Genomic DNA, 25,526 nt, shown 5'->3' with positions numbered 1-25,526 from the left:
CCGCCGCTCCCGCGTAGCACGGCGCGAAGCCTTGGCAACCACGCGCCCCACCGGTCGTTTCCGCCAAGTACCGACGATAACGGGAAAAGAATGATCGACGCCCAGTCCGCCCTCGCCACGCCGACCATCACGCGCCGCGAGGATTATCGCCCGCCCGACTGGCTGGTCCCCGACATCGCGCTCGATTTCGATCTGGATCCCGCGACGACGCGAGTCACCGCGACGCTCGACGTGGTGCGGTCGAGCGCGCACGACCGTCCGCTGCGGCTCGACGGCGACGGGCAGGTACCGCTCCGCGTGCTGGTCGACGGCGCGGCGCACAACGACTGGCGGATGGACGGCGACACGCTTGAGATCGCGCTCACCGGCAGCGAGCACCGGATCGAGACCGAGGTCGCAATCCACCCCGACCGCAATACGCAGTTGATGGGGCTCTACGCTTCGGGCGGCAACCTGTGCACGCAATGCGAAGCGGAGGGGTTTCGCCGCATCACCTTCTTCCCCGACCGGCCCGACGTGCTCGCGCGCTATTCGGTGAAGATGACCGCCGAGCGGAAACGTTTTCCCGTGCTGCTGGCGAACGGCGATCCGATCGCGGCGGGGGATGCGGGAGACGGCCGTCACTGGGCCGAATGGCGCGATCCGTTTCCCAAGCCGTGCTATTTGTTCGCGATGGTCGCGGGCGACCTGTCGGCCAACCGCGCGAGCTTCACCACGATGTCGGGCCGTACGGTCGATCTCGCCATCTGGGTCCGCGCCGACGACCTCCCCAAGACGAGCCACGCGCTCGCCGCCTTGCAAACCGCGATGGCGTGGGACGAGAAGGTATACGGCCGCGAATACGATCTCGACGTGTTCAACATCGTCGCTGTCGACGATTTCAACTTCGGCGCGATGGAGAACAAGGGGCTGAACATCTTCAACAGCCGCTACATCCTCGCCGACCCCGACACCGCGACCGATTACGATTACGACGCCATCGCCGCCGTCGTCGCGCACGAATATTTCCATAATTGGTCGGGCAATCGGGTGACGTGTCGCGACTGGTTCCAACTGAGCCTGAAGGAAGGTTTCACCGTCTTTCGCGACCAGAGCTTCTCCGCCGACCAGGGATCGGCCGCGGTCAAGCGGATCGAGGATGTGCGGGGGCTTCGTGCGAGCCAGTTTCCGGAGGATGCCGGCCCGCTCGCGCACCCGATCCGGCCCGATTCGTACATGGAGATCAGCAACTTCTACACCGCCACCATCTACAACAAGGGCGCCGAAGTCATCCGCATGATGGCGGCCATCCTGGGGCCCGAGCGCTTCCGCATGGCGACCGACCTCTATTTCGACCGCTACGACGGGACGGCCGCAACGTGCGAGGATTTCGTGCGCTGCATGGAGCACGGCGGCGGGGTCGACCTATCGCAGTTCCGGCGCTGGTATTCGCAGGCGGGGACGCCGCGCGTTTCGGCGGCGCTCGACCATGACGCCGGATCGGGGCGCGCGACGTTGCGGCTCGCCCAGCACACCCCGCCTACCCCGGGCCAGCCCGACAAGGAGCCGTTCGTCCTCCCCTTACGGATCAAGCTGTTCGGCGAAAGCGGCGCGACGCTGAGCGATCAGCAACTTTACATGCTCGACCAGCCGACGGTGGCGATCACATTCGAGGGTGTCACTGAGCATCCCGTGCTGTCGATCAATCGCGGTTTCTCGGCGCCGGTGATCATCGAAAGCGACCGCTCGACCGACGAGCTCGCCTTCCTGTCCGCGCACGACGACGATCCGTTCGCCCGCTATGAAGCGATGCAGCAATTGATGCTCGACACATTGGTGTCGGCGGTAACGCTGGGCCGCGTCGAGCATCGCGCGGTGATCGAGGCGGTGCGGCGCACGCTCGAAGACCCCGCGCTCGACCGCGCCTTCGTCGCCGAGGCGGTGCTGCTGCCGTCGGACGCGTTCATCGGCGACCAATTGCCGGTGGTCGATCCCGACGCGGTGTTCCGCGCGCGCGAAGCGCTGCGCCGCGACCTCGGCAAGAGCCTCGCCGGCCTGTGGCGCTCGGCCTATGCCGATGCGAGCCAACCCGGGCCGTTCGTCTATTCGCCCGCCGCCAAGGCGAACCGCCGGATGCGCACCGTCGCGCTCGGCTATATCGCCGCGAGCGGCGCGGACGACGCGGCGTCACTCGCATTCGCGCAGTTTGAATCAGCCGACAATATGACCGATCGGCAGGGTGCGCTGACCACGCTCGCCAACGGCACTTCCGACGAGCGCGTTGCGGCGCTCGACATCTTCTACAATCGCTATTCGACCAACCCGTTGGTGCTCGACAAGTGGTTCCAGACGCAGGCGCTGTCGGCGCGCGACGATACGCCGGCGGTGGTCGCGGACCTCGCGCGGCATCCCGATTTCAGCCTCGCCAACCCCAACCGCGCTCGCTCGCTGGTCGGCGCATTCGGAGTCAACCAGCGTGCGTTCCACGCCGCCAGCGGCGCGGGATACCGCTTCCTCGCGGATCATCTCATCGCGCTCGACAAGCTCAACCCGCAGACCGCCGCCAAGCTGCTCCCGCCGCTCGGCCGCTGGCGGCGGTTCGACGAAGCGCGTGCGGCGCTGATGAAGGCCGAGCTCGAACGCATCCTCGCAACGCCGGAGCTGTCGAAGGATTTGTTCGAACAAGCGTCGAAGAGCCTCGCGGGCTAGCGCATGGTCGACTCCGAAACTCGCGCCGCAGCCGCCCAGGAAAAGATCAAGCAATCGGCCGCCGCTCTGAAGATCAGCGCGGACGTGCAGGTCGACAGTGCGGATCGGCGTACCGAGCTCGCCGCCGACCGCACTATTCTGGCGGCCGAGCGGACCTACGCCGCTTGGGTGCGAACCGGGCTGACCGCGCTGGCCTCGGGGGTTGGGGCGCGCGCGTTGCTCGACAAGGTCGTTGCCGACTGGCTGACCAAATCGACCGGCGCGATGCTGATCCTGTTCGCGGCGTTCTGCTTCGTCGCAGCGGTATGGCGCGAACTGGCACCCAGCGTACAGCCCCCCAAGCCACGTGCGCGGCGCCTGCCGACCGCGCTTCTCGTCGCGATCAACGGATTCCTGGTACTCGTCGCGCTCGCCGCTTTTATCGGCGTGGTGATGACGCCTTAGGCAACAGATTGCGCATCGCCAGCGCGTTCTCGATCGCCGCGCCCGAGGTCGTGTTGTCGAAGATCGTCCAGCTTTCGACAACGCTCGCCGCCGCCGCCGCGGCCAAACGCGCGATCGTCGCATCGTCATAGCTCGACCAATAGATGCGCGGCGAACCGTGGAGGCGGGCATAGGTCAGTCCGGTCCAGCCGCCGGGCGTGGCGGCTTCGGGCACGCGCGCCGGGTCGGCAGCGACACGCGCGACGCGGTGTTCGGCGAGCGACTGATCGGCAGCGGCCGTGAACCAGCTGGCGTGGCGCGGCTCGCACACGATCGGGCCGTCGCCGAAGCAGTGCCGCAGATCGACGAAGAAAGACTCCACGGTGTTGGCGTCGAAGGCGAGACTCGGCGGCAACTGCACGAGCACCGGCCCGCGCCTGTCGCCAAGGTGCGCGGTCTGTTCGGCGAACGCCGCGACCAGATCGCCGCAATCGGCCAGCCGCCGTTCGTGCGTGATCGCCTTGGGCAACTTGACCGCGAAGCGAAAACCCTCGGGCACGCTCGCCGCCCAGCGCGCATAGGTCTCCGGCTTGTGCGGGCGGTAGAAGCTCGAGTTGATCTCGACCGCGTCGAACCGCGTCGCATAGCGTTCGAGCGCACTGCCGCCCTCGCCGAACCGGTCGGCCACCGCGCGCGGAATAGACCAGCCGGCGGTGCCGATACGGATCAGAACAGCCGCCCGCCGTTCGGCACCGCCTCGCTCGGTCCGATCAGCACGACCTTGCCATCCGCATCGGGAAAGCCGAGCGTCAGCACTTCGGACACGAACGGCCCGATCTGGCGTGGGGCGAAATTGACCACCGCGGCGACTTGCCGGCCCACCAGTTCGCCCAGCCTATAATGCTCGGTGATCTGCACCGACGATTTCCTGATGCCTATGCCCGCGCCGAAATCGATCCGCAGCTTGTAGGCGGGCTTGCGCGCCTCCGGAAACGGGTCGGCGGCAACGATCGTGCCGATGCGGATGTCGACCTTCAGCCAGTCGTCGAACGCGATCACCGGCTCGGCCGGCGCGCCCGCCTCGTGCGTGACATGCATCAGAAATTGACGTCGTCGTAATGCGGCGCGGGCGGGATTCCCTCCATCCGTTCGCTCAACAACGGGCGGAAACTGGGCCGCGACTTCATCCCCGAATACCAGCGCGCGGTCGCCTCGTGGCTACGCCAGTCGATCCCGCCGAGATAATCCACCACCGAAATCTGCGCCGCCGCTGCCAGATCGGCGAGGCTGAGCGTCGCACCCGCCATCCAGTTATGCCGGTCGAGCAGGTAATCGGTGTAATCGAGATATTCGAGGCCTGCCTTCATCGCTTCGCGCAGCACCTTCGCGTCGGGGCTCGCCTTGGTGATGATTCGCTTGATCATCCGCTCGCCGAGCAATTTCTCGGTCACGTCGCGGAAGAAATAGGTGTCGAACCATGTCGACAGCCGCCGGATCTCCGCGCGCTGCACCGCTGTCCCGTTGATCATCTGCGCCTTGTCGACCGTCTCGTCGAAATATTCGCAGATGACGAGCGAATCGATCAGCCGGATGTCGCGCTCCGCATCGGCAATCACCGGCGTCTGCCCCGCCGGGTTCATGTCGATGAACTCGTCGCGCCGCTCCCACGGATTTTCGCGCACCAGCGTGTAGCCGACGCCCTTTTCGCCTAACAGCAGCCGGACCTTGCGCGAAAACGGACAAAGCGGGAATTGATAGAGCTGCCACATGCCGCCAATGGTAGGGGCTACGGCCAAGCGGGGGAAGCAGCGAAATCTGGCCGATCCGCCAGGATAGTGCTACGCGCCCGCGCCTAATCAACTACGGATGACCAATGGCCGCCTACAAAGCCCCCGATTTCAACGAACGCGCGGCCGCCGCGCGCGCCGCCAAGCAGCGCGCGATCGAGCTGCTGCGCGACAAGCCCGTCGCCGATCCCGCCGCGATCGCCGCCCGTCAGGCCGCGCGCGAAGCCAAGGAAGCGGCCGAGGCCGAGCGCCGCGCCGCCAAGCGTGCTGCCGCCGAACAAGCCAAGGCCGACAAGAAGGCGGCGGCACTCGCCGCGGCGGAAGCGGCCAAGCCCGCCCCCAAGAAGGAAGTCGTGGTACCGAGCGCCGCCGAGCTAAAGGCAGCGCGCGACGCTCGCTACGCCGCGCGCAAGGCGCGCCAGCGCTAGCCGATCCGCGCGCCCATCCCGCCGTCGACCGGCAGGATCACGCCGGTCACGAACTTCGCCTCATCCGAGCAGAGGAAGAGCGTCGCGTAAGCCGTGTCCCACGCGTCGCCCATCTGCGCGAGCAGGGGCACGCGCTGAGCGCGTTCGGCGCGGACGGTTTCGCGGTCCAGCCCGCGCGCTTTGGCGATGCCGTCGATCGCCATCGGCGTATCCATCAATCCGGGCGCGACGGCGTTGACGCGGATACCGTACTTGGCGTTGGCGAGCGCGGTCGACTGGGTCAGCCGGTTCACGGCGGCCTTCGAGGTTTCGTACGCGACCATGTGCCACCCGGCGATTCCCGCAAGTGACGAGATACTGACGATCGCGCCACGCCGGCGCTCGCGCATCCCCGGGATCGCGGCGGCGATGCCGTTAAGCACGCCCTTCAGGTTGACCGACAGGATGCGGTCGAACGCATCCTCGGCGACCATATGCGCCGGGCCATCCTGCCCGCCGATCCCGACATTGTTGACGAGGATATCGACCGTGCCCGCCGCCGCGACCGCGGCATCGCAATCGGTACGCTTCGTCACGTCGCAGGCGATCGCCTCGACCTGCCCGCCTTCCGCGACAATCGCCGCGGCCGTTTCCTCGGCGCGCGCAAAATCGCGGTCGGCGCACCACACCTTCGCCCCTTCGCGGGCGAACAACATGGCGATCGCGCGCCCGTTCCCGATCGTCTCGCCCGGCGATTGCCCCGCGCCCATCACCAGCGCGCTCTTGCCCGCCACTCTCATTGCGGGAAATCCGCATCGAGCATTTGCCCCGCTTCGAGTTGCACCCCGAAGCTGTTCAGGAACATCGACACCTGTGTGTATTGACCGACGGTGAAGACGGCATCCATGCGCTGCTTCTCGGTCAGATCGCCGAGTCGCGCCCACGTCGCGTCGCTCACGAAGAAATCGCCGACCAGATCGTCGGCCACGCGCAGCAACGCGGCGTCGCTCGCACTCCAGCCATTGGCGTCCGGCCCGATCTTGATCCGCTCGATCTCTTCGCGAGTCAGCCCCGACTGCAGCCCGATCCGCGTATGCTGAACCCATTCGTAGCCCGAGCGGCACAACCAGCCGGTGCGCAGGATCAGCAATTCGCGCTCGCGAGCGCCGAGCGAATTGCGGTCGGACAGGATGTACCCGCCCCAGAGGTTGAACCGCTTGAGCGCCTTGGGCGCGCGGGCCATCGTGCGGAAGATGTTGAGGACGTGCCCGCCGAACCCGGCGAGCACTTCGCGCTGTTCGTCGTCAAGCTCGCCATTGGCCAGCGGTTCGATCCGCGGTCGGTCCAGTCGCATCACCTCTCCCTATCGTCGCGCGCCAGTGTAGCGCAACGACGGGCGGAGTCTTTACCGATTGACGGTGTCGATCACGCGCTCGAGGCGATCGATCGTGCGGCCAAGCTCGTCACTCATCGCAGCAGCATCGCGCGCGGTACGGCCGGCCACCGCCATCGCGCCGATCGTCCCGTTGCGCAATTTCTCGCGATAATAGGGGTCGCGGCGCGCCTGCACGTCGGCGAGCGTATCGTCGGGCCGGATGTCCGAATTTGGCGCGAGGTCGGCAAGCGGGCCGACGCGCGTTTCGAGCACCGCGTTGGCAAGCTGATCGACCAGGGCAGCGGCGGCAACTTGCGCGCGCGGATCGTTCAGCACGCGCGACGCGGTGCGCAGGTCATCGCGCGGCGGCGGGGCATAACGGTCGTGCGCGAGGGCCGGAGTCGCCATCGTCGCGGCGACGGCAAACAGGATGATGTTACGCATGATACCAGTCCGATATGGTGTCCGGGACGGCGGTACATAGCACGCAAACCGCTCGATTTGAAGGGCTCTACTCGGCCGCGACCAGTTCCACGCTGTCGTCGAGCGGATGGCTCAGCCGGTCGAGCATTTCCTTGGGGACGACCTGCCAGAACGCGCCCAGCGAGCGCCCCCAATCGTCGAGGATCGATTGCGACCAGGCGCTGTCGGTCGCCGCGGCGTGCGCACGGACGAGGTTCTTGAGCACCGCCTCCCAGTGCGCCGAGCTCAGCCTTTGCCACACGATCGATTCGCCATTGGCGCGGCGCTCGAAACTTTCGCTCGCATCGTAGACGAACGCCATCCCGCCGGTCATCCCCGCGCCGAAATTCGCACCGACCGGGCCGAGCACGACGGCCATGCCGTTGGTCATATATTCGCAGCCGTTCGCGCCGCAGCCTTCGACCACCACCGTCGCACCCGAGTTGCGCACCGCGAAGCGCTCGCCCGCCTGGCCCGCCGCGAACAGCCGCCCGCTGGTCGCCCCGTAGAGCACGGTGTTGCCGATGATCGTGTTCTCGTTCGACGCGAGCGGCGACGACACTACCGGGCGCACCACGATCGTTCCGCCCGACAAGCCCTTGCCGACATAATCGTTGGCGTCGCCGAACACTTCCAATGTGATGCCCTTGACCAGGAACGCGCCGAGGCTCTGCCCCGCGCTCCCCCGCAGTCGAACATGGACGTGGCCGTCGGCGAGCTTGTCCATACCGAAGATGCGGGTAATCTCCGACGATAGCCGCGTGCCGACCGCGCGGTGGGTGTTCCGCACCGAGTACGTCAACTGCATCTTCTCGCCGCGCGAAAAGACGTGCGCGGCGTCCTTGATCATCTGCGCGTCGAGGCTGTCGGGCACTTCGTTGCGCCACGTGTCGAGGCTGAAACGGCGTTGGACGTCGTCGGCATCGACCTTGGCAAGGATCGGGTTGAGGTCGAGATCGTCGAGATGCTCGGCCCCGCGGCTGACCTGGCGGAGCAATTCGGTGCGCCCGATCACCTCGTCGAGGCTTCGGAACCCCAGCCGGGCGAGGATGTCGCGCACTTCCTCTGCGATGAAGGTCATCAGGTTGATGACCTTTTCGGGCGATCCGGTGAACTTGTCGCGCAGCTTCGGATCCTGCGTGCAGACGCCGACGGGACACGTGTTCGAATGGCATTGCCGCACCATGATGCAGCCCATCGCGACGAGACTGAGCGTGCCGATCCCGAATTCCTCCGCGCCCAGGATCGCGGCGATCACGATGTCGCGCCCGGTCTTGAGCCCGCCATCGGTGCGCAGCTTCACCCGCCCGCGCAAGCCGTTGAGCGTAAGCGTCTGGTTGACCTCCGACAGCCCCATTTCCCACGGCGTCCCGGCATATTTGATGCTGGTTTGCGGGCTCGCGCCGGTCCCGCCGACATGCCCCGAGACGAGGATGACGTCCGCATGCGCCTTCGCGACTCCCGCCGCGACCGTGCCGATCCCCGCCGAGCTGACCAGCTTCACGCACACCCGCGCGCGCGGGTTGATCTGCTTGAGATCGTAGATGAGCTGCGCAAGGTCCTCGATCGAATAGATGTCGTGGTGCGGCGGCGGCGAGATCAGCGTCACCCCCGGCGTCGCGTGGCGCAGCTTGGCGATGAACTCGGTCACCTTGAAGCCGGGCAATTGCCCGCCCTCGCCGGGCTTGGCGCCTTGGGCCACCTTGATCTCGATCTCGTCGCAGGCGTTGAGATATTCGGCAGTGACGCCAAAACGCCCGCTGGCAATCTGCTTGACCCCCGAATTGGCATTGTCGCCATTCTCGTACGGGGCATAGCGGACCTTGTCTTCGCCACCCTCGCCCGACACCGCCTTGGCGCCGATCCGGTTCATCGCGATCGCCAGCGTCTCGTGCGCCTCGGGCGACAGCGCGCCAAGGCTCATGCCCGGCGTGACGAAGCGCTTGCGGATCTCGGTGATCGGCTCGACCTGATCGACCGCGATCCCTTCGTCAGGGAAGTTGAACTGGAGCAGGTCGCGCAGATACACCGGCGGCAGCTCGGCCACCCCGCGCGAGAACTTCTGATAGGTCGAATAGGAATCGGTCGCGACCGCGGTTTGCAGCAAGTGCATCAGCTGCGCCGAATAAGCGTGCGTCTCGCCGCCTTGCCGCTGACGATAGAAACCGCCGATCGGCAGCGTCGCGACGGCAGGGTCAAACGCTTGGTCGTGGCGCTGCTGCGCGTTGAGGTGGAGCGAGGCGTAACCCTCGCCCGAAATCTTCGCGGGCATGCCCGGGAACAAGTCGTTGACGAGGCTGCGCGACAGCCCGACCGCCTCGAAATTATACCCGCCGCGGTACGAGGAGATCACCGCGATCCCCATCTTCGACATGATCTTGAGCAGGCCTTCGTCGACTGCCTTGCGATGATTGGCGAGCGCCTTGTCGAGGGTCAGATCGCCAAACAGCCCGCGCCCGTGCCGGTCCGCGATCGCCGCTTCGGCCAAATACGCATAGACCGTCGTCGCGCCGACTCCGATCAGCACAGCATAATAATGCGTGTCGAGGCATTCGGCGGTCTCGATGTTGATCGAGCAATAGGACCGCAGGCCCCGCCGCACGAGGTGCGTGTGCACCGCCGCCGCCGCCAGCACGCCGGCGATGCCGACCGTGTCGCCGTCGATTGCGCGGTCCGACAGGAACAGCTCGGACTTGCCCTCGCGCACCGCCTGCTCGGCCTGGTTGCGGATCCGCTGAATCGCGGCGCGTAGCGTCTCGGGGTCGCCGCCCGAGGCGAAGGTACAATCGATGTTCGCCGCCGCGCTCCCGAAATGCGCCTTGAGCCGCGCCCAGTCCTTGCCGTCGAGCACCGGGCTTTCGAGCACCAGCACACCGTCCTGCGCCTGGCCCGTGTCGAGGATGTTGGCGAGGTTCGAAAAGCGCGTCTTGAGCGACATCACATGGCGTTCGCGCAAGCTGTCGATCGGCGGGTTCGTCACCTGCGAAAAGTTCTGCCGGAAGAACTGGCTGATCAGCCGCGGCTTGTCCGAAATCACCGCGAGCGGCGTGTCGTCGCCCATCGAGCCGATCGCTTCCTTCGCGGTCTCGACCATCGGCGACAGGATCAGCTCGAGATCCTCGATCGTCTGCCCTGCCGCGACCTGGCGCCGCATCAAGTCAGCGCGCTCGAACCGCGTGACGTGATCGCCTTTGGGTGTCGTCAAATCGTCGATGGCGATGAACTTGCCGATCATCGCGGCGTAATCGTGCTCGCCGGCGATCCGGTCCTTGACCTCGCGGTCGTGGAACAGCTTGCCCTCCTCGAGGTCGACCGCGATCATCTGGCCGGGACCGAGCCGGCCCTTTTCGACGATCATCGTTTCGGGCACGACGACCATGCCGCTTTCCGATCCAACGATCAGCAACCCATCGCTAGTCTGCGTGTAGCGCAGCGGGCGCAGCGCGTTGCGATCCATCCCCGCCACCGCCCAGCGCCCGTCGGTCATCGCGAGCGCGGCGGGGCCGTCCCACGGCTCCATCACGCTGCCGAGATATTTGAACATGTCGAGATGCGCCTTGGGCATCTCGCCCTTCGCGTCCCACGCCTCGGGCACGAGCATCAGCTTCGCGGTCGGCGCGTCGCGGCCCGATCGGCAGATCGCCTCGAACACCGCGTCGAGCGCGGCGGTGTCCGACGCGCCCGCGGGAATCACCGGCTTGATGTCCTCCGACGCTTCGCCGAACGAAGTCGCCGCCATCTTGATCTCGTGGCTGAGCATCCAGTTCTTGTTGCCGCGGATCGTGTTGATCTCGCCGTTATGCGCGAGGCAACGGAACGGCTGCGCGAGCCACCATTGCGGGAAGGTGTTGGTCGAATAACGCTGGTGGAAGATCGCGACGCGGCTCTCGAACCGCGGGTCCTTGAGATCGGGGTAGAAGACCGACAAGGATTCGGCGAGGAACAAACCCTTGTAGATGATCGAGCGGCACGACAGCGAGCAGATGTAGAAGCCCGAAATCTGCGCCGCGATCACCCGCTTCTCGATCCGGCGCCGGACGAGATAGAGGTCTTTCTCAAACTCCTCGGCGGATTGCCGGTCGGGGAGCGGTCCGGCGACCATGATCTGCTCGATCTCGGGGCGAGTCTCCTGCGCCTTGCGGCCGATCACCGACACGTCGACCGGCACCTGGCGCCAGCCATAGATCGTATAGCCCGCCTCAATGATCACGCTCTCGACGATCGTCCGGCACGCTTCCTGCGCGCCCAGATCGGTGCGCGGCAGGAAGATCATGCCGACGCCCAGCCGGTTGTCGGCGACCTTGTGCCCCGACGCCTGAATCGCCTCGTCGAAAAAGGCGAGCGGCAAGTCGATGTGCAGCCCCGCCCCGTCCCCGGTCTTGCCGTCGGCATCGACCGCGCCGCGATGCCACACCGCCTTCAGCGCATCGATCGCCGACTGCACCACGCGCCGCGACGGCCGCCCGTCGGTCGCCGCGACGAGCCCGACCCCGCACGCGTCGGATTCGAACTCGGGGCGATACATCCCCTCCGCGGCGAGACGGGCGCGCTGGTCGGTCATGGCTTGCCGGGTTTGCGCTTGGGCGGCGCGGGCAAGTCCTTGGTCGCAGCCTCGACCTTTGCCATGATTGCCGGCATGCGCTCCATGAACTTGGGAGTGAAGGCCTGCATCGCCTTCATCATGTCCGGCCCCATCATCAGCGTCATCGACTCGGCCGCATAAATGCGCCCCGTAGGCGTATCGAAAAAAGCGTGCAGATCGTTCAGCTGCGCCACCGTGAACCGGCGCGCATAAGCATTGGCGAACGCCACACGGACATCGGGTTCGACCTCATTCATCAGCGCGATCATCTCGTCGGTCATGACTTTCATCGAGCGGCGCATGCGCTCCTCGAAATAGGGGTCCTCCTTGCCCATCACGTCCCGAAAGGTCTTGCCACCGAGCGCCTTGTCGTCGGCGCCCATACCTTTGGCAAAATCATCGACCTTCATGTCGTACATGCTGGCCATCGACGCGTTGACCATCTGATCCATCACGACATGCATGATCCGTTCGTACGTCCCGAGCGGCCAGACTTGATCGATGACCGGCTTGGCGGCCGCCAGCCGTGCCGGGTCGACCGGTCCGGGATTTGCGGCGACTTGCGGCATTGTGGGTGCTGTCTGCGCCCAAGCGGGTGCCGCGACCGCCATCGCCACCGCCGTCAAAATCGTCTTCATGCTGCCTTCCTCTCCGAATTCGCCTTTGAGCGGAGATACTTATCGATATTCGCGGCTACATCCCGACCATCGCGCACCGCCCACACCACCAGGCTCGCGCCACGCACGATGTCGCCGGCGGCGAACACGCCGTCGATGCTCGTCATCAGCGTCGCATTGTCGACCAGCAGCGTTCCCCAGCGCGTCACGCCGAGATCGGGCGCGCCGAACAAGGTGGGCAAATCCTCGGCGTCGAACCCGAGCGCCTTGATCACCATGTCGGCGCCCCGCACTTCGCCCGCCGCGCCGTCGGGTTCGGGCGCGCGGCGGCCGCTGGCGTCGGGCGCGCCCAGGCGCATGCGGCCGATCAGGACATTCTCGACCGACGCCGCGCCGCCGAATGCCTGTGGAGCGGAGAGCCAGACGAACTCGACGCCTTCCTCCTCGGCGTGACCGACTTCGCGCTGCGACCCCGGCATGTTGTCGCGGTCGCGGCGATAGAGGCACGCGACCGAGGTCGCGCCCTGCCGCACCGCGGTGCGCACGCAATCCATCGCGGTGTCGCCGCCGCCCACGACGATCACCCGCTTGCCCGCCGCGTTCAGCCCGCCCTGGTCGAAAGCGGGCACGGCGTCGCCAAACCCCTTGCGGTTGGAGGCGGTCAGATAATCAAGCGCCTCGACCACCCCGCCGGTATCCGCGCCGGGCGTTTCCAGGCCGCGCGCGCGGTAGACGCCGGTCGCGATCAACAGCGCGTCGTGGCGGTCGCGGAGTTCATCCAGCGTCGCATCGCGCCCGGCCTCGAAGTTTTCGTGGAAGACGATTCCCCCTGCCTTGAGCCGATCGACGCGGCGCATCACGATCGGCTTTTCGAGCTTGAAGCCGGGGATGCCGTAGGTCAGCAGCCCGCCCGCGCGATCATGCCGGTCGTAGATATGGACGTCGTACCCGGCGACGCGGAGCAGTTCCGCCGCGGTCAGCCCCGCCGGCCCGGCGCCGACGATCCCGATCGATTGCCCGCGCGGCCGCCCCGCCACCAGCGGCTCGACCCAGCCTTCTTCCCACGCCGTATCGGTGATGAACTTCTCGACCGATCCGATGGTGACCGCGCCGTGACCGGAGAATTCGATCACGCAATTGCCCTCGCACAGCCGATCCTGCGGACAGATACGGCCGCAAATTTCGGGCATGGTCGAGGTCGCGTTGCTGAGCTCGTACGCCTCGCGCAGCCGCCCTTCGGCGGTCAGCCGCAGCCAGTCGGGGATATGATTGTGCAAGGGGCAATGCACCGCGCAATACGGTACCCCGCATTGCGAGCAGCGCGCCGACTGCTCCTCGGCGGTCGGAACGGCGTAGCGGTCGGCGATTTCCCGAAAGTCGGCGGCGCGCGCATCGGCGCTACGCTTGGCCGGATAGGCCTGCGCCATGTCGACGAATTTGAGCATGTCGCCAGCCATCGCCACTCCTTTCGGGAGCAGCGGTATCGCGTTCCACAGGTAGCGTCACGCGAAATCGGCTCTATAGGACAGCAATACTGACTATATTTTAGCTAGCTTAGGGTGTGGCGATCGACGCCAGCTTTAAATTCTAATGATTATATGACCGAACCGGTCTTATATGCCAACCAAGCGAGAGCGGCGGCACCTGCAACGATTCGATACCAGGCAAAGGGTGCGAACCCGCGCCGCGTCACGATCGCCATGAACGCCTTGATCACGGCCAAGGCGACCACGAACGCTACGGCCGCTCCTATCGCGATCAACCCGAAGTCGTGCGCGTGGAGTTCGTGGCGATGCTTGAACAGCTGCAACGCCGTTGCGCCGACGAGCGTAGGGAGGGCGAGGAAGAAACTGAACTCGGCCGCCGTCCGCCGATCGATCCCAAGCGCCATCGCCCCCATGATCGTCGCTCCCGACCGGCTGACGCCGGGGACCATCGCGAGGCACTGCACCAGTCCCACGGTGGCCGCCTGCCCCGTACCGACCGCCGCGACCCCGCCAGTCTCGCGCGGCCGAGCAAGCCGTTCGATCACCAGGATCGCGATGCCGCCGACGATCAGCGACCAGGCGACGATCCGCGCGCTTTCGAGCAGTGCGTCGATCCGGTCCTTCAGGATGAAGCCGATAACCACCGCGGGCAGGAAAGCGATCAAGACGTTGCGCACGAACGCGATCGATTCGGCGCGGCGCACGATCAGCCCTTTCAGGACTGCAACGAACGTTCGCCAGTACAGCACGACGATCGCCAGGATCGCGCCCGGCTGGATCGCGATGTTGAACACCGCCCAGCGCGCCGCGTCGTATCCCAGCAAGTCGCTCGCGAGGATCAGGTGGCCGGTCGACGACACCGGCAGGAATTCGGTCACGCCCTCGACGATGCCGAGGATGATGGCGGCGATGATATCGGACACGAAGGTTCCCCCCCTTAGGCCACGCACCCCGCGCGCCGGAAAATGTGACGTGGATCAGGCGGCGGCGCGCGTCCCGAACCGGCCAGCCTTGCGGTACCGCACCAACCAACTCGCCGCGACTGCCTCCATCGGCGTCGGCATGATGCCCAGCGCGGACAGGCCGGGCAGCGTGCCGGTTGCGACATTGTCGGTCTGCATCATCTTCCATTGGTCGCGCTTGATCGGCGCGAGCGGCAGGAAGCCCAGCATCGACAGCACGTTGCCGGCGATATCGGGCAGCTCGACGATCGACGGCGACCGCCCGATCGCCTCCGCGAGCCAGCGAACCAGGTCGCGCATCGCGATCACCTCGGGGCCGGCCAGCTCATACGTCTTGCCGGCGTGAGCCATCGGATCGGCCAGTACGCGCGCCACCGCCTTCGCAACGTCGACGACATGCACCGGCTGGAACCGCGCGCCGGGCTTGAGCACCGGCACCGCTGGCAGCGTGGCGACCATCGCGGCGAAGCGATTGATGAACTTGTCCTCGGGCCCGAACACCACCGACGGGCGCAGGATCGTGGTGCCGGGAAACGCCCCGCGCGCCGCCGCTTCGCCCGCGCCCTTGGTCGCGTAATATTTCGAGTCCGAGTTCGGGTCGGCCCCGATCGTCGAGATATCGACGAACGCTTCGGCGCCGGCGGCCCTGGCCGCTTCCGCCGCGGCGCGCAGCCCGTCCTGCTGAACGCCCTTGAAGTTCGGGCCCCAGGTGCCGACCAGATAGACCACCGCGTCCGACCCAGCGACGACGCGCGCGATCGTATCGGGCCGAGTCACGTCGGCGGCGGCGAACTGCGTCTGACCTAGCCCACCGAGCGGCTTGAGGAACCACGCCTTGCGCGGGTTGCGCTCGACGATCCGCACGCGCGCGCCGCCCGCGAGCAACTCCTGCGCGATATACCGCCCCAGGAATCCACCCCCGCCGATCAACGTTACGAGTTTGTCCTTCACGCGCGCCTCGCTGCCAAAATCTACCCGCTTCCATGCCGCGTCGCACGCGTGCCGACAACCCGTCCCTTGGCCGCGATCGCGCGGTTGACAACATGGTAGGTCACCCATAGAGCCGCGCGCCTACCCCGTGCCCGGATGGCGGAATTGGTAGACGCACCAGCTTCAGGTGCTGGCGCTCGTAAGGGCGTGGAGGTTCGAGTCCTCTTCCGGGCACCATTTTCCCGTTCGCGAAAGGCTAGAGGCTCAGCCTGTTTTCACGCCGTTGAACGCAGCGCCGTCCTGGTGGACGATCAACCCACAGACTTTGCCCGTCGCCGCGTCGCGGACGAATTCGATCTCCGCTTCGCCGGCACGAAAGAAAAACCGCGTTTGGGATTCCGGTACCATCTCCAGCTCGGCTTGGTTGCCGATCTTCGACGTCAGCCGCCCGTTCTTGAGCGATATCAGGTTACGAACGCTGGGCGTGAGCTGATAGACGCCGGCATAATCCGCCAGGACAGACGGCGGGACGACGACGCTCTTTCGCTCGCCAGGGAGGACGAACGGTACGCCGAACGCGGTTCGCGCAATGTCTTTCGCGACCAGCCCGTAGGCACCCCCAAAAAGGTTCGACAGGACGATTACCGTCAACTTGTCGTCGGGGTAGTAAGCGAGCATGCCGCCGAAACCGTCGATGTCACCGGTATGGCTGACGAAACGATGCCCGTCCTGTTCGCCGACGAACAGCCCCAGACCATAGCCGTTGCGATAGGGCGTGGTCATCATCTTGAGCGACGCGGGGCTGATGACGTTGCCAGCAAATAGCGCCGTTTCCCATTTGAACAGGTCGCCGACCGTCGAATGGAGATTCCCAGCCGAAAACAGCACGGTCATGCTGATGGCATCGGCATGCCGAATGCCGTCGAGGTCAACGGCATAACCAGTGGCACGGCGCGGCACGACAATTCGTTCGTCATCGACCCCGGTCGCATTCATGTGCAACGGATCGAAGATCTGCCCCTTGAGAAACGCTCCGTAGGATTGGCCGGACACCATTTCGATCAGGCGACCCAACACGATATAATCGGAATTGCCATAGGTGTATTTCGTGCCGGGTTCGTATTCGAGCGGCTTGGCGCTGATGCGCGCAATGAGTTCGTCCGGACTTGCCGCCCTCGTGCGAATGTCCGCGTAATCCGGAAAAGCCGTAATATTGGGCAAGCCGGACGTGTGGGTCAGGAGGTGCCGGATGGTCACGCGTGACCAGCTAGCCGGTGCGTTCGTGAGATATTTTCTGATCGGATCATTCAGCGAAAGGCGGCCCCGCTCCTGCAGAAGGAGTATTGCTGCCGCCGTAAACTGCTTCGTGATTGAGCCGATCGGGAATTTGGTGTCGATGGTATCGGCGGTTTTCGATTCGGCGTCCGCTAGCCCGTAGCTCCGTTGCAGAATCGGCTTGCCGGCGCGCGCCACCAGAATCCCCCCCAGAACAGATGATCCCGCTCAAAGGAAGCGGCCACCGCCTGCATCCGTGCGGCGGTCGCTGCATCGGACCGCGGGCCGGGCGCGGCGGGTGCCGCAACCGCCGCCGGCGCAAGTGCCGCCAACGCCATGAGCAGCCTGAATTTCATCCTGCAAATCCTCTCGATGCCGAGCGGCCGGCCGATCAGCGGCGACGCCGTTTCAAACTCCGCCGCGCGATCAAGCCGCCGATCAGCAGCAACACGATCGGCGCGATCCACAGCGGCGCGGTTACCGCGCTGAGCGGCGGGTCGTAGGTCACGTAGTCGCCGTAGCTCTTGATCAGCCAGGCGCGGACGCTCGCCGGGCTTTCGCCCGCGGCGATCCGGGTGCGGACCAGCGAGCGCATGTCGCCAGCCATTTCCGCATTGCTGTCGGCGATCGACTGGCCTTGGCAGACCAGGCAGCGCAATTCCTCCATCAACGCCTTGGCCTGCGCTTCCTTGGCGGGATCGGCGAGCTGGGTGTTGGCGTAACGCGCGGGTGGCAAATTGCTGTCGGCGAGCGCCGGTACGGCGACGATCAGCGCGGCGAGCAGCGCCAGCCGCTTCATTGCGCGCTCCGGATCGCGTCGAGGATCGCGGGCACGTCGTCGCCGCGGATGTCGCCGATATGCTGGAGCACGATCTTGCCCTGCCCGTCGATGACGAAGCTTTCGGGGACGCCGGATGAACCGAGCGACAGCTGGACGCGCGATTCGGGGTCGCTGCCGATCGCCTCGTACGGGTCGCCGTTGCGCGCGAGGAAATCGGCGATCGCGGGGCCGGTGTCGCGGATCGCAATGCCTTCGATGCGGACGCCAGCCTGCTTGAGCTCGAGCAATTGCGGCGCCTCGGCCATGCACGGGATGCACCAGCTGGCGAAGACGTTGACCAGCCGTGGCTGACCGTCGCGGAACGACGTCGTGGCGAGCCCCGGCTTGGTCGCAACGATCGGCGGGAGCGCGAAAGCGGGGAGCGGCTTGCCGACCAGCGCCGATTTGACCGTTCGGTCGGCTGGCTTAAGCAACGCCACCGCGGCGATACCGATCACCAGCACGAAGGTGAGCAGCGGCGCCCAGAGCAACGCGCGCTTCATTCCGCCTCCTCCCGCTTGGGCCGCTCGCGCCACCAGCGCCCGAGCAGCGACAGCGCGCCCCCCAGCGCGACCAGTGCGCCGCCGAGCCAGATCAGCGTCACGAACGGTTTCCACCACAAGCGTAATTGCCAGCGGCCCCGCTCGTCCTGCTGGCCGAGCACGGTGTAAAGCTGGCCATCGAGCCGAGTCGCGATCGCCGACTCGCTCGTCACCGTTACCGGCTCGGCGAAGAAGCGCGATTGCGGGTGGAGGATCAGCGGATCGCCGCCGCCGCGCCGCGCGCTCAATCTCGCCTCGAGCGCCGACCAGTTCGACCCGACACGCGGCTCGATGCTGTCGAGCGTTACGGTGTATGGGCCGACATTGTAGGGCTTGCCGATCTCGGCAGCGACGAGCGTCTCCTTGGTGAACGCGCTGTCGCTTGCCATGCCCGCCAGGCTAACCGCGATACCCAAATGCGCGACCACCATGCCGTACACGAACAGCGGCGTGCGGCGCAGGTTGCGCTTCCACAACGGCGCGACGCTTGCCGCCGCCAGCCCTGCCGCGAACGCAAGCCCGCATAACGGTAGAAAACCGATCCCCCCGCCGAACGCTGCGAACAGCGCCAACACGATCGCGGCGATTGCCGCCGGGACGGCGAGCCGCCTAAGCGCGACCTTGCCCTCATCGCGCCGCCAGCGCAGCACCGGCCCCGCGGCCATGAAGACGACCAGTGCCAGCACGATCGGACCGATCGTCTTGTCGAAAAAGGGCGGTCCGACCGACAGCTGCACGCCGAACCCCGCCGCGACGATCGGGTAGAGCGTCCCGATCAGCACGAGCGCGAGGATGACGGTCAGCAACAGATTGTTGGCGACCAGCGCGCCCTCGCGGCTCACCGCCTCGAACGTATTGCCGGCGCGCACCGTGCCCACGCGAAGCGCGAACAGCGCCAGCGCCCCGCCGATATAGAGCGCGAGCAACGCGAGGATGAACGCCCCGCGAGTCGGATCGACCGCGAAGGCATGGACGCTGGTGAGGATACCCGACCGCACCAGGAACGTCCCGATCATGCTCATCGAGAAGGCAACGACCGACAGCATCACCGTCCACGCGCGCAACCCGTCGCGGGTCGCGAGCACCGTCACCGAATGGAGCAAGGCTGTCGCCGCCAGCCACGGCATCAGGCTGGCGTTCTCGACCGGGTCCCAGAACCACCAGCCGCCCCAGCCGAGCTCGTAATAGGCCCAGTAGCTCCCCGCGGTGATGCCGAGCGTCAGGAAAATCCACGCGCCCAAAATCCACGGCCGCATCGCGCGCGCGAATGCCGGACCGACATCGCGCATGACGAGCGCGCCGACCGCGAAGCTGAACGCGACCGACAGCCCGACATAACCGATGTAGAGCGTCGGCGGATGGAACGCCAAGCCGGGGTCCTGGAGCAGCGGGTTGAGGCTGTTGCCTTCGGGCGCCGCGGGGATCTGTCGGGCGAACGGGTTGGAGGCGAACAGCAGGAAGGCGTAGAACCCTAGCGCGATCGCGGCCTGCGCGCCCAGTGTCGCGGTCAGCGTTGCGGTGGGCAGGCGGCGCTCGAGCAACGCCACCGCGCCGCCCGCCAGCCCCAGGATCGTCACCCACAGCAGCATCGACCCTTCGTGATTGCCCCACGCGCCGGCGAACTTGTACAGCCAGGGCGTCGCCGAATGGCTGTTGTCGACGACCAGCTTCACCGACATGTCGCTGGCGAGGAACACCGCGATCAGGCACCCCATCGCGACCAGCGCGAGCAGCCCTTGCACGAACGCAACCGGGCGCGCCGCCGCCATCACGTCGTCGCGTTTCTGCGCGATCCCGATCGCCGCCAGCGCCAGCTGCAACGCGGCGAGCGCGGCGGCGAACCACAAAGCGGCGAGGCCGGCTTCGGCGGTCATTGCTTCAGGCTCTTGGTCTCGTGCATCTTGCCGGCAATTTCGGGTGGCATGTATTTTTCGTCGTGCTTGGCGAGCAGGTTGGTCGCGACGAAGCTGCCGTCGGGCTGGAATTGCCCTTCCGCGACGACCCCCGATTTTTCACGGAACAGGTCGGGCGCGATCCCGCTGAACGTGACCGGTGTGGTCGCCTGGCCGTCGGTCACGACGAAATGCATCGTGACGCCGTCGGGCGCGCGCTTGACCGATCCGGCCGCGACCATCCCGCCGAGCCGTACCGCCTTGCCCAGCGGCAAGCCGTCCTTCTTGACGTCCGATGGCGCGTAGAAGAACGCCGCCTGATCCTTCAATCCCGACAGCGCGAGCAGCCCGGCGGCGATCACCGCGAGAACCGCGAGCGCGGCAAGGACGAGCCGCTGGTTCTTGGGCCTCACGGGAGTTTTCTCTCCGCCGCGCGCATCGCGAGCCAGCTCGACAGCGCCAGCCCTGCGCTCGCGACCAGCGTCACGGCATAGGCCGCGGTGACGAACGACCAGCCGCTCATACCGCGGCCATCCGGCGCATCCGCCCCTCCATCCTCGTCGCGGCGAGCATCGTGCGCATCCGCATCAGGACGATGCTCGCAAAGAATAAGGTGAACCCGCCGAGCGTGAACCAGAGCGGCCAGAGGATCGATTGGTCGATACTCGAGCTGGTCAGCCCGATGCTCTCGCCCTGGTGCAGCGTGTTCCACCACACCACCGAATAGCGGATGATCGGCAGCAGCACCGACCCCGCAACGCCGTAGATCGCCGGGATCCGCCCGTCGCCGCCGCGATCCTGATCGGCGCGCGCGAGCGCCATGTAGCCGAGATAGACGAAGAACAGCAGCAGCATGCTGGTCAGCCGCCCGTCCCATTGCCACCACGTTCCCCAGGTCGGCCGCCCCCAGATCGACCCCGTCGCAAGGCAAAGGAACGCGAACAGTGCACCGGGCAAGGCGATCGCGCGCGCCGCGACGTTCGCCAGCGGATGCCGCCACACCAGATACACGATCGACGACAAAGCGATCCCGCTCCAGCCGCCCATACCGAGCCACGCGGTCGGGACGTGGATGTACATGATCCGCACCGTCTCGCCCTGCAGATAATCGGGCGGGGTCTGCGTCAGCCCGGCCCACACCCCGAACGCGATCAGCGCGACACCCGTCCAGAACAGGATCCGCGTCAGTGGGCGCGCGATCTTCAGGAAGCGCGTGGGATTGGCGAAGGCGTGCAGGCTAGCCACGGGTCGGCAATAGCAAGATCGCGCGCATAATCCACGGCCCGTGTGCGCCGAACTTGTCGAACCGCCGCGGCTTCGTCATGAGCGCGTGCATGACGACCATCCGCCTTGGCACCCGCGGCTCGCCGCTCGCGCTCGTCCAGGCAGCCTTTGTGCGCGATGCGCTGGTCGAGGCGCACCACGCCACGGTCGAGATCGTCGTCATCAAGACCACCGGCGACAAGGTGCAGGACCGCCCGCTCGCGGAGATCGGCGGCAAGGCGCTGTGGACCAAGGAGCTCGACCGCGCTTTGCTCGACCGGGAGATCGATTGCGCGGTGCACTCGATGAAGGATGTCGAGACGATCCGGCCCGACGCGATCGCCATCGCCGCGATGCTGGAACGCGCCGACGTGCGCGACCGGATCATCGGCGCGGCGTCGGTCGCGGACTTGGCCGAAGGCGCGACGGTCGGGACCAGTTCGCCCCGGCGCGCGGCGCAGTTGCTGCGACTGCGGCCGGACCTGAAAATCGTCGGGTTTCGCGGCAACGTCGACACGCGGCTCGCCAAGCTCGCGGCGGGCGAGGCCGATGCGACGTTGCTCGCGGCGGCGGGGCTCGACCGGCTCGGGCGGCCCGATGTCGGCGTCGCGATCCCGCTCGACACGATGCTTCCCGCGCCCGCGCAAGGCGCGGTCGGAATCGAGGTGCGCCGCGGCGACAACGCGACCCGCGATATGGTCGCCGTGATCGGCCATGCGCCGACCGTCTCCTGTGTGCTCGCCGAGCGCGCGCTGCTCGCTGCGCTTCAGGCCGATTGCCATTCTCCGGTCGCCGCGTTGGCGAACGAGGACGGATCGATCCGCGCCGAACTCTTCGCCGAGGACGGCAGCGCCCATGTCGCGGGCAAGGGCACCGACCCGGCGGCACTCGCGCGCGATTTGCTCGCCCGCGCGCCGGACAGCATCCGCCGGTTGTTCGCGGCGTAATTGTTCGCCAAGGGACGCCGGATGAAGCCGCTCGACGACGAACAGCAAACCGCCCGCAATTGGTTCGAGGCGCTGCGCGACCAGATTTGCGCCGAGTTCGTCGAAATCGAGCGCGAGGCCGGGTCGGACGCGGGGTTCGACTATATCGCGTGGGATCGCACCGACCCGTCGGGCGAGCCCGGCGGCGGCGGCGTGCGCGGCGTGATGAAGGGCACGGTGTTCGAGAAGGTCGGGGTGAACGTCTCGACCGTTGGCGGCAGCTTCGAGGGCGAGTTTGCCAAGTCGATCCATGGCGCGGCGGAGAACCCGCACTTCTTCGCCACCGGGATCAGCCTGGTCGCGCACATGGCGAACCCGCACGTCCCCGCGGTGCACATGAACTGCCGCTTCCTCGTCACGACCAAGCGCTGGTTCGGCGGCGGCGCGGACCTCAACCCACCGCTCCCGAACGATGACGACACCCAGGACTTCCACGCCACGTTAAAGGTCGCGTGCGACCGGCACGACCCGGCGCACTACCCGCGCTTCAAGCAATGGGCCGACGATTATTTCTACATCCCCCACCGCCAGGTCCATCGCGGCGTCGGCGGCATCTTCTACGATCATCTCGAGGGCGATTTCGCGGCGAACTTCGCGTTCACGCAGGATGTCGGGCGCGCGTTCCTCGACGTCTATCCGCGCATCGTGCGCCGCCGCATGGCCGATCCGTTCACCGACGCCGATGTCGCGCAGCGCAATGCGTGGCGCGGGCGCTATGCCGAGTTCAACCTGGTGTACGATCGCGGGACGCTGTTCGGCCTCAAGACCGGCGGCAACATCGACGCGATCCTGATGAGCTTGCCGCCGGTGGCGACATGGGCGTGAGGGGGGCATGACTCCGAAACTGCTCCGCGTCCTGAAGGGCGAGCGGCTCGCCGTGCCGCCGGTCTGGCTGATGCGTCAGGCCGGGCGATATCTGCCCGAATATCGCGCGTTGCGCGCGGAGAAGGGCGGCTTCCTCGACCTCGCGACCGACCCCGAGAGCGCCGCCGAGGTCACGCTCCAGCCGATCCGCCGCTTCGGGTTCGACGGCGCAATCCTGTTTTCGGACATTTTGATGGTGCCGTGGGCGCTGGGGCAGGACCTGAGCTTCGGGGCGGGCGAGGGGCCGGTGCTGAGCCCCGCCCTGGTCGATCACGCGCTCGACAGGCTGATGCGCGTGCCCGAGCGGCTCGATCCGGTCTACGAGACGGTCCGCCGCGTCGCGGCCGAGCTGTCGCCCGAGACGACCTTCCTCGGGTTCGCCGGATCGCCCTGGACCGTCGCGACGTACATGGTGGCCGGGCATGGCAGCCGCGACCAGGGCGAGACGCGGCGCTTCGCCTATCGCGACCCCGCGGCATTCCGGCACATCGTCGAAGCGATTGTCGACCTAACGGTCGAGTATCTCGCCAAGCAGATCGACTGCGGCGTACAGGCGGTGCAATTGTTCGATAGCTGGGCCGGGAGCCTCAGCCCTGCGCAGTTCGAGCAATGGGTGATCGCCCCCAACGCGCGGATCATCGCCACGCTCAAGGAACGCCATCCCGACACCCCGGTGATCGGCTTCCCCAAGGGCGCGGGCGGCAAGCTCGCGGCTTACGCCAACGAGACCGGCGCCGACGCGATCGGGCTCGACGAGACGGTCGATCCGGTCTGGGCGAACGCGATCCTGTCCGCGGGCGTGCCCGTCCAGGGCAACCTCGACCCGCTAGCGCTGGTCACGGGCGGGCCGACGCTCGACGCCGCGATCGATCGCGTGCTCGCAGCATTTCCCCACCGGCCGCACGTCTTCAACCTCGGCCACGGCATCCTGCAGGACACCCCCATCGCGCATGTCGAGCAGTTGCTCGCGCGCGTTCGCGGCTAGGCGGAGCGCCCTCGCGCGGTCACCGGCCAGATCGCGACTAAGGTATCACCGCGCACGACGTGATAGGCGTCGTAGAGATTGACCGTCGGGTCGCAATGCGGCGTCATCGCCGTCAGCCGCGCACCCAGAGCGGGCGCCGCCTCGCCGTCGGGCACCACCACCGCGCCGTGCTCGTCGCCCATGAAGCGATAGCTGCTGCCCGCCGGCGCGCCCGCCATGATGACCGGCATTCCCGCTTCGGTCGCGAACGCCTTCAGCCCCGCATCGAGCGTCGCCATGCCGCCCGCATTGGCGCTGATCACGCGCGTGTCGACCATCAGCGCGGTCGCGAAGCTCGTGCCGAGATCGCACTCGTCATATTCGCGGTCCATGAATACGTACGATCCGACCTGAAGCTCGGTCAGCACACCCAGTTCCGCGTCGATCCGATGCGTGCCGGTCCCGCCCCCGGTGACGACGGGCGGCGCGAGGCCAGCCTCGGTCAGCACGGCGATCACGGTCTGGAGATAGGCGGTGCGATCGGCAATCGCGGCACGGCGGTCGGCGAAAGACGGGATATGCTGTTGCGACCCGCAATAGAATTGGACGCCGCTGTAGGTGAGTTGCGGCGCATCGGCGATCTGACGGGCGAGTGCGACTGCATCCGCCGCCGATGCGACGCCGGTGCGGTGGGTGCCCGGATCGATGTCGACCAGCACGCAGATCGGCTTGCCGTCGTTCGCGCCTGCGAGTGCGGCGACGGCGTCCCGGTGGTCGGCGACGACGGCCAGATCGCGCATCCGCCCTGCCAGCGCGACCAATCGCTCGATCGCCGGCGCCGTGACGACGGGCGAGGTCAACAGGATCGATTCGATCCCCTCCGCGGCCATCGTTTCGGCTTCGCCAAGCTTCGCACAGCACAATCCCACCGCGCCCGCCGCCACCTGCATCCGCCCGATATCGCCGCTCTTGTGCGTCTTGGCGTGCGGGCGCAGCGCGACGCCCGCCGCACGTCCGAACGCCGCCATCGCCGCGATGTTCGCCTCCAGCGCGTCGAGATCGATGATCAGCGCCGGCGTGTTGAGCCGCGCGCGCGATCCCGGCTGGCCGATCAAATGCGCGTGAAGGTGCTGGCTTGGGGTCACGCGCGCAACCTTGCCCGAGCGCGCCGCCAACACAAAACAAAACCGCCCCCGCCGG

24 protein-coding genes and 1 tRNA gene are annotated in these 25,526 nt (G+C 66.8%); 7 read left to right on the top strand and 18 right to left on the bottom strand.

From position 1 onward, the window contains the following. The first annotated feature begins 90 nt into the window (after positions 1-90). The gene (gene pepN / locus E7773_RS03720) at positions 91-2,688 is read left to right on the top strand and encodes an aminopeptidase N (protein ID WP_293988352.1); all 2,598 of its coding nucleotides are present in this window, start codon (positions 91-93) and stop codon (positions 2,686-2,688) included. A gap of 3 nt (positions 2,689-2,691) precedes the next feature. After that, the gene (locus tag E7773_RS03715) at positions 2,692-3,132 is read left to right on the top strand and encodes a DUF202 domain-containing protein (RefSeq protein WP_293988349.1); all 441 of its coding nucleotides are present in this window, start codon (positions 2,692-2,694) and stop codon (positions 3,130-3,132) included. Here E7773_RS03715 and E7773_RS03710 read toward each other — a convergent pair. The 3 genes from E7773_RS03710 to E7773_RS03700 are packed head-to-tail and all read right to left on the bottom strand — an operon-like array spanning position 3,107 to position 4,880. Further along, a complete protein-coding gene (locus E7773_RS03710; protein WP_293988347.1) occupies positions 3,107-3,799 on the bottom strand; it encodes a DUF72 domain-containing protein in 693 nt (230 codons plus the stop codon). The genes E7773_RS03715 and E7773_RS03710 overlap by 26 nt on opposite strands. Positions 3,800-3,837: 38 nt before the next feature. After that, positions 3,838-4,209 carry a tRNA-binding protein gene (locus E7773_RS03705; protein ID WP_293988345.1) on the bottom strand — a complete coding sequence of 124 codons (372 nt, stop codon included), beginning with the start codon at positions 4,207-4,209 and terminating at the stop codon, positions 3,838-3,840. Then, positions 4,209-4,880, bottom strand: coding sequence for a glutathione S-transferase family protein (locus E7773_RS03700; RefSeq protein WP_293988343.1), 672 nt, complete (start codon positions 4,878-4,880; stop codon positions 4,209-4,211). Before E7773_RS03700 ends, E7773_RS03705 begins: the two co-directional genes overlap by 1 nt. Positions 4,881-4,984: 104 nt before the next feature. Between E7773_RS03700 and E7773_RS03695 the strand changes: the two genes are divergently transcribed. After that, positions 4,985-5,326: a DUF6481 family protein gene (locus E7773_RS03695; RefSeq protein ID WP_293988340.1), complete on the top strand. Its 342-nt coding sequence runs from the start codon at positions 4,985-4,987 to the stop codon at positions 5,324-5,326. Here the strand turns inward: E7773_RS03695 and E7773_RS03690 are convergent. The 8 genes from E7773_RS03690 to E7773_RS03655 all read right to left on the bottom strand — a co-directional run bounded on the left by E7773_RS03690 (position 5,323) and on the right by E7773_RS03655 (position 15,741). Next, entirely contained in the window at positions 5,323-6,105 is a 783-nt protein-coding gene (locus tag E7773_RS03690; protein ID WP_293988337.1) for an SDR family NAD(P)-dependent oxidoreductase, read from the bottom strand. The genes E7773_RS03695 and E7773_RS03690 overlap by 4 nt on opposite strands. Beyond that, the gene (locus E7773_RS03685) at positions 6,102-6,659 is read right to left on the bottom strand and encodes a carboxymuconolactone decarboxylase family protein (protein ID WP_293988334.1); all 558 of its coding nucleotides are present in this window, start codon (positions 6,657-6,659) and stop codon (positions 6,102-6,104) included. The genes E7773_RS03690 and E7773_RS03685 overlap by 4 nt, the downstream gene beginning before the upstream one ends. 51 nt (positions 6,660-6,710) lie before the next feature. Further along, positions 6,711-7,124: a hypothetical protein gene (locus E7773_RS03680; protein ID WP_293988331.1), complete on the bottom strand. Its 414-nt coding sequence runs from the start codon at positions 7,122-7,124 to the stop codon at positions 6,711-6,713. Between the two features lie 67 nt (positions 7,125-7,191). After that, on the bottom strand, positions 7,192-11,703 hold the full coding sequence (gene gltB, locus E7773_RS03675) for a glutamate synthase large subunit (RefSeq protein WP_293988328.1): 4,512 nt from the start codon (positions 11,701-11,703) through the stop codon (positions 7,192-7,194). After that, positions 11,700-12,362, bottom strand: a complete 663-nt coding sequence (locus tag E7773_RS03670; protein WP_293988325.1) for a DUF2059 domain-containing protein — start codon at positions 12,360-12,362, stop codon at positions 11,700-11,702. Before E7773_RS03670 ends, gltB begins: the two co-directional genes overlap by 4 nt. Then, positions 12,359-13,798, bottom strand: a complete 1,440-nt coding sequence (locus E7773_RS03665; protein ID WP_293988322.1) for an NAD(P)-dependent oxidoreductase — start codon at positions 13,796-13,798, stop codon at positions 12,359-12,361. Before E7773_RS03665 ends, E7773_RS03670 begins: the two co-directional genes overlap by 4 nt. 137 nt (positions 13,799-13,935) lie before the next feature. Beyond that, a complete protein-coding gene (locus tag E7773_RS03660; protein ID WP_293988319.1) occupies positions 13,936-14,751 on the bottom strand; it encodes an undecaprenyl-diphosphate phosphatase in 816 nt (271 codons plus the stop codon). A 54-nt stretch (positions 14,752-14,805) separates the two neighbouring features. Next, the gene (locus E7773_RS03655; protein ID WP_293988316.1) at positions 14,806-15,741 is read right to left on the bottom strand and encodes a complex I NDUFA9 subunit family protein; all 936 of its coding nucleotides are present in this window, start codon (positions 15,739-15,741) and stop codon (positions 14,806-14,808) included. A 129-nt stretch (positions 15,742-15,870) separates the two neighbouring features. Here E7773_RS03655 and E7773_RS03650 point away from each other — a divergent pair. Further along, positions 15,871-15,957, top strand: a tRNA-Leu gene (locus E7773_RS03650). 27 nt (positions 15,958-15,984) lie between these two features. Here E7773_RS03650 and E7773_RS03645 read toward each other — a convergent pair. The 6 genes from E7773_RS03645 to ccmC all read right to left on the bottom strand — a co-directional run bounded on the left by E7773_RS03645 (position 15,985) and on the right by ccmC (position 21,494). Continuing rightward, positions 15,985-17,193, bottom strand: coding sequence for a serine hydrolase (locus tag E7773_RS03645; RefSeq protein ID WP_293988313.1), 1,209 nt, complete (start codon positions 17,191-17,193; stop codon positions 15,985-15,987). Positions 17,194-17,386: 193 nt separating this feature from the next. Continuing rightward, complete coding sequence (locus E7773_RS03640) at positions 17,387-17,794, bottom strand: cytochrome c-type biogenesis protein (protein ID WP_293988310.1); 408 nt, start codon at positions 17,792-17,794, stop codon at positions 17,387-17,389. Further along, positions 17,791-18,318, bottom strand: a complete 528-nt coding sequence (locus E7773_RS03635; protein WP_293988307.1) for a DsbE family thiol:disulfide interchange protein — start codon at positions 18,316-18,318, stop codon at positions 17,791-17,793. Before E7773_RS03635 ends, E7773_RS03640 begins: the two co-directional genes overlap by 4 nt. Further along, positions 18,315-20,231, bottom strand: a complete 1,917-nt coding sequence (locus E7773_RS03630; RefSeq protein ID WP_293988305.1) for a heme lyase CcmF/NrfE family subunit — start codon at positions 20,229-20,231, stop codon at positions 18,315-18,317. Before E7773_RS03630 ends, E7773_RS03635 begins: the two co-directional genes overlap by 4 nt. Then, positions 20,228-20,662, bottom strand: coding sequence for a cytochrome c maturation protein CcmE (gene ccmE / locus E7773_RS03625; protein WP_293988302.1), 435 nt, complete (start codon positions 20,660-20,662; stop codon positions 20,228-20,230). Before ccmE ends, E7773_RS03630 begins: the two co-directional genes overlap by 4 nt. Before the next feature lie 106 nt (positions 20,663-20,768). Then, the gene (gene ccmC / locus E7773_RS03620; RefSeq protein WP_293988299.1) at positions 20,769-21,494 is read right to left on the bottom strand and encodes a heme ABC transporter permease CcmC; all 726 of its coding nucleotides are present in this window, start codon (positions 21,492-21,494) and stop codon (positions 20,769-20,771) included. A gap of 89 nt (positions 21,495-21,583) precedes the next feature. Here ccmC and hemC point away from each other — a divergent pair, with 89 nt between their 5' ends. From hemC to hemE, 3 genes are read left to right on the top strand one after another with little or no spacing between them, the layout of a single operon-like run. Then, entirely contained in the window at positions 21,584-22,459 is an 876-nt protein-coding gene (hemC, locus tag E7773_RS03615) for a hydroxymethylbilane synthase (protein WP_293988296.1), read from the top strand. A 21-nt stretch (positions 22,460-22,480) separates the two neighbouring features. Then, positions 22,481-23,323: an oxygen-dependent coproporphyrinogen oxidase gene (hemF, locus tag E7773_RS03610; protein WP_293988293.1), complete on the top strand. Its 843-nt coding sequence runs from the start codon at positions 22,481-22,483 to the stop codon at positions 23,321-23,323. Between the two features lie 7 nt (positions 23,324-23,330). Next, positions 23,331-24,347 (top strand): uroporphyrinogen decarboxylase, encoded by a 1,017-nt coding sequence (hemE, locus tag E7773_RS03605; RefSeq protein WP_293988291.1) that lies wholly within the window; start codon positions 23,331-23,333, stop codon positions 24,345-24,347. Here hemE and E7773_RS03600 read toward each other — a convergent pair. After that, entirely contained in the window at positions 24,344-25,471 is a 1,128-nt protein-coding gene (locus E7773_RS03600; RefSeq protein WP_293988288.1) for a DSD1 family PLP-dependent enzyme, read from the bottom strand. The two genes, hemE and E7773_RS03600, sit on opposite strands and share 4 nt — an antisense overlap. Between the last annotated feature and the right edge of the window lie 55 nt (positions 25,472-25,526).

This window comes from Sphingomonas sp. (assembly GCF_004799495.1).
In the GTDB taxonomy this organism is placed as follows: domain Bacteria; phylum Pseudomonadota; class Alphaproteobacteria; order Sphingomonadales; family Sphingomonadaceae; genus Sphingomonas.
Note: the sequence above shows the minus strand (reverse complement) of the source record. Positions and strands in the feature narration are given on the sequence as shown.

What these genes read in the sequence shown, in the direction of transcription:
- pepN (WP_293988352.1), top strand. Translation starts at nt 91, where the DNA reads ATGATCGACGCCCAGTCCGCCCTCGCCACGCCGACCATCACGCGCCGC.
- E7773_RS03715 (WP_293988349.1), top strand. Translation starts at nt 2,692, where the DNA reads ATGGTCGACTCCGAAACTCGCGCCGCAGCCGCCCAGGAAAAGATCAAG.
- E7773_RS03705 (WP_293988345.1), bottom strand. Translation starts at nt 4,209, where the DNA reads ATGCATGTCACGCACGAGGCGGGCGCGCCGGCCGAGCCGGTGATCGCG.
- E7773_RS03700 (WP_293988343.1), bottom strand. Translation starts at nt 4,880, where the DNA reads ATGTGGCAGCTCTATCAATTCCCGCTTTGTCCGTTTTCGCGCAAGGTC.
- E7773_RS03695 (WP_293988340.1), top strand. Translation starts at nt 4,985, where the DNA reads ATGGCCGCCTACAAAGCCCCCGATTTCAACGAACGCGCGGCCGCCGCG.
- E7773_RS03690 (WP_293988337.1), bottom strand. Translation starts at nt 6,105, where the DNA reads ATGAGAGTGGCGGGCAAGAGCGCGCTGGTGATGGGCGCGGGGCAATCG.
- E7773_RS03685 (WP_293988334.1), bottom strand. Translation starts at nt 6,659, where the DNA reads ATGCGACTGGACCGACCGCGGATCGAACCGCTGGCCAATGGCGAGCTT.
- E7773_RS03680 (WP_293988331.1), bottom strand. Translation starts at nt 7,124, where the DNA reads ATGCGTAACATCATCCTGTTTGCCGTCGCCGCGACGATGGCGACTCCG.
- gltB (WP_293988328.1), bottom strand. Translation starts at nt 11,703, where the DNA reads ATGACCGACCAGCGCGCCCGTCTCGCCGCGGAGGGGATGTATCGCCCC.
- E7773_RS03670 (WP_293988325.1), bottom strand. Translation starts at nt 12,362, where the DNA reads ATGAAGACGATTTTGACGGCGGTGGCGATGGCGGTCGCGGCACCCGCT.
- E7773_RS03665 (WP_293988322.1), bottom strand. Translation starts at nt 13,798, where the DNA reads ATGGCTGGCGACATGCTCAAATTCGTCGACATGGCGCAGGCCTATCCG.
- E7773_RS03640 (WP_293988310.1), bottom strand. Translation starts at nt 17,794, where the DNA reads ATGAAGCGGCTGGCGCTGCTCGCCGCGCTGATCGTCGCCGTACCGGCG.
- E7773_RS03635 (WP_293988307.1), bottom strand. Translation starts at nt 18,318, where the DNA reads ATGAAGCGCGCGTTGCTCTGGGCGCCGCTGCTCACCTTCGTGCTGGTG.
- E7773_RS03630 (WP_293988305.1), bottom strand. Translation starts at nt 20,231, where the DNA reads ATGACCGCCGAAGCCGGCCTCGCCGCTTTGTGGTTCGCCGCCGCGCTC.
- hemC (WP_293988296.1), top strand. Translation starts at nt 21,584, where the DNA reads ATGACGACCATCCGCCTTGGCACCCGCGGCTCGCCGCTCGCGCTCGTC.
- hemF (WP_293988293.1), top strand. Translation starts at nt 22,481, where the DNA reads ATGAAGCCGCTCGACGACGAACAGCAAACCGCCCGCAATTGGTTCGAG.
- hemE (WP_293988291.1), top strand. Translation starts at nt 23,331, where the DNA reads ATGACTCCGAAACTGCTCCGCGTCCTGAAGGGCGAGCGGCTCGCCGTG.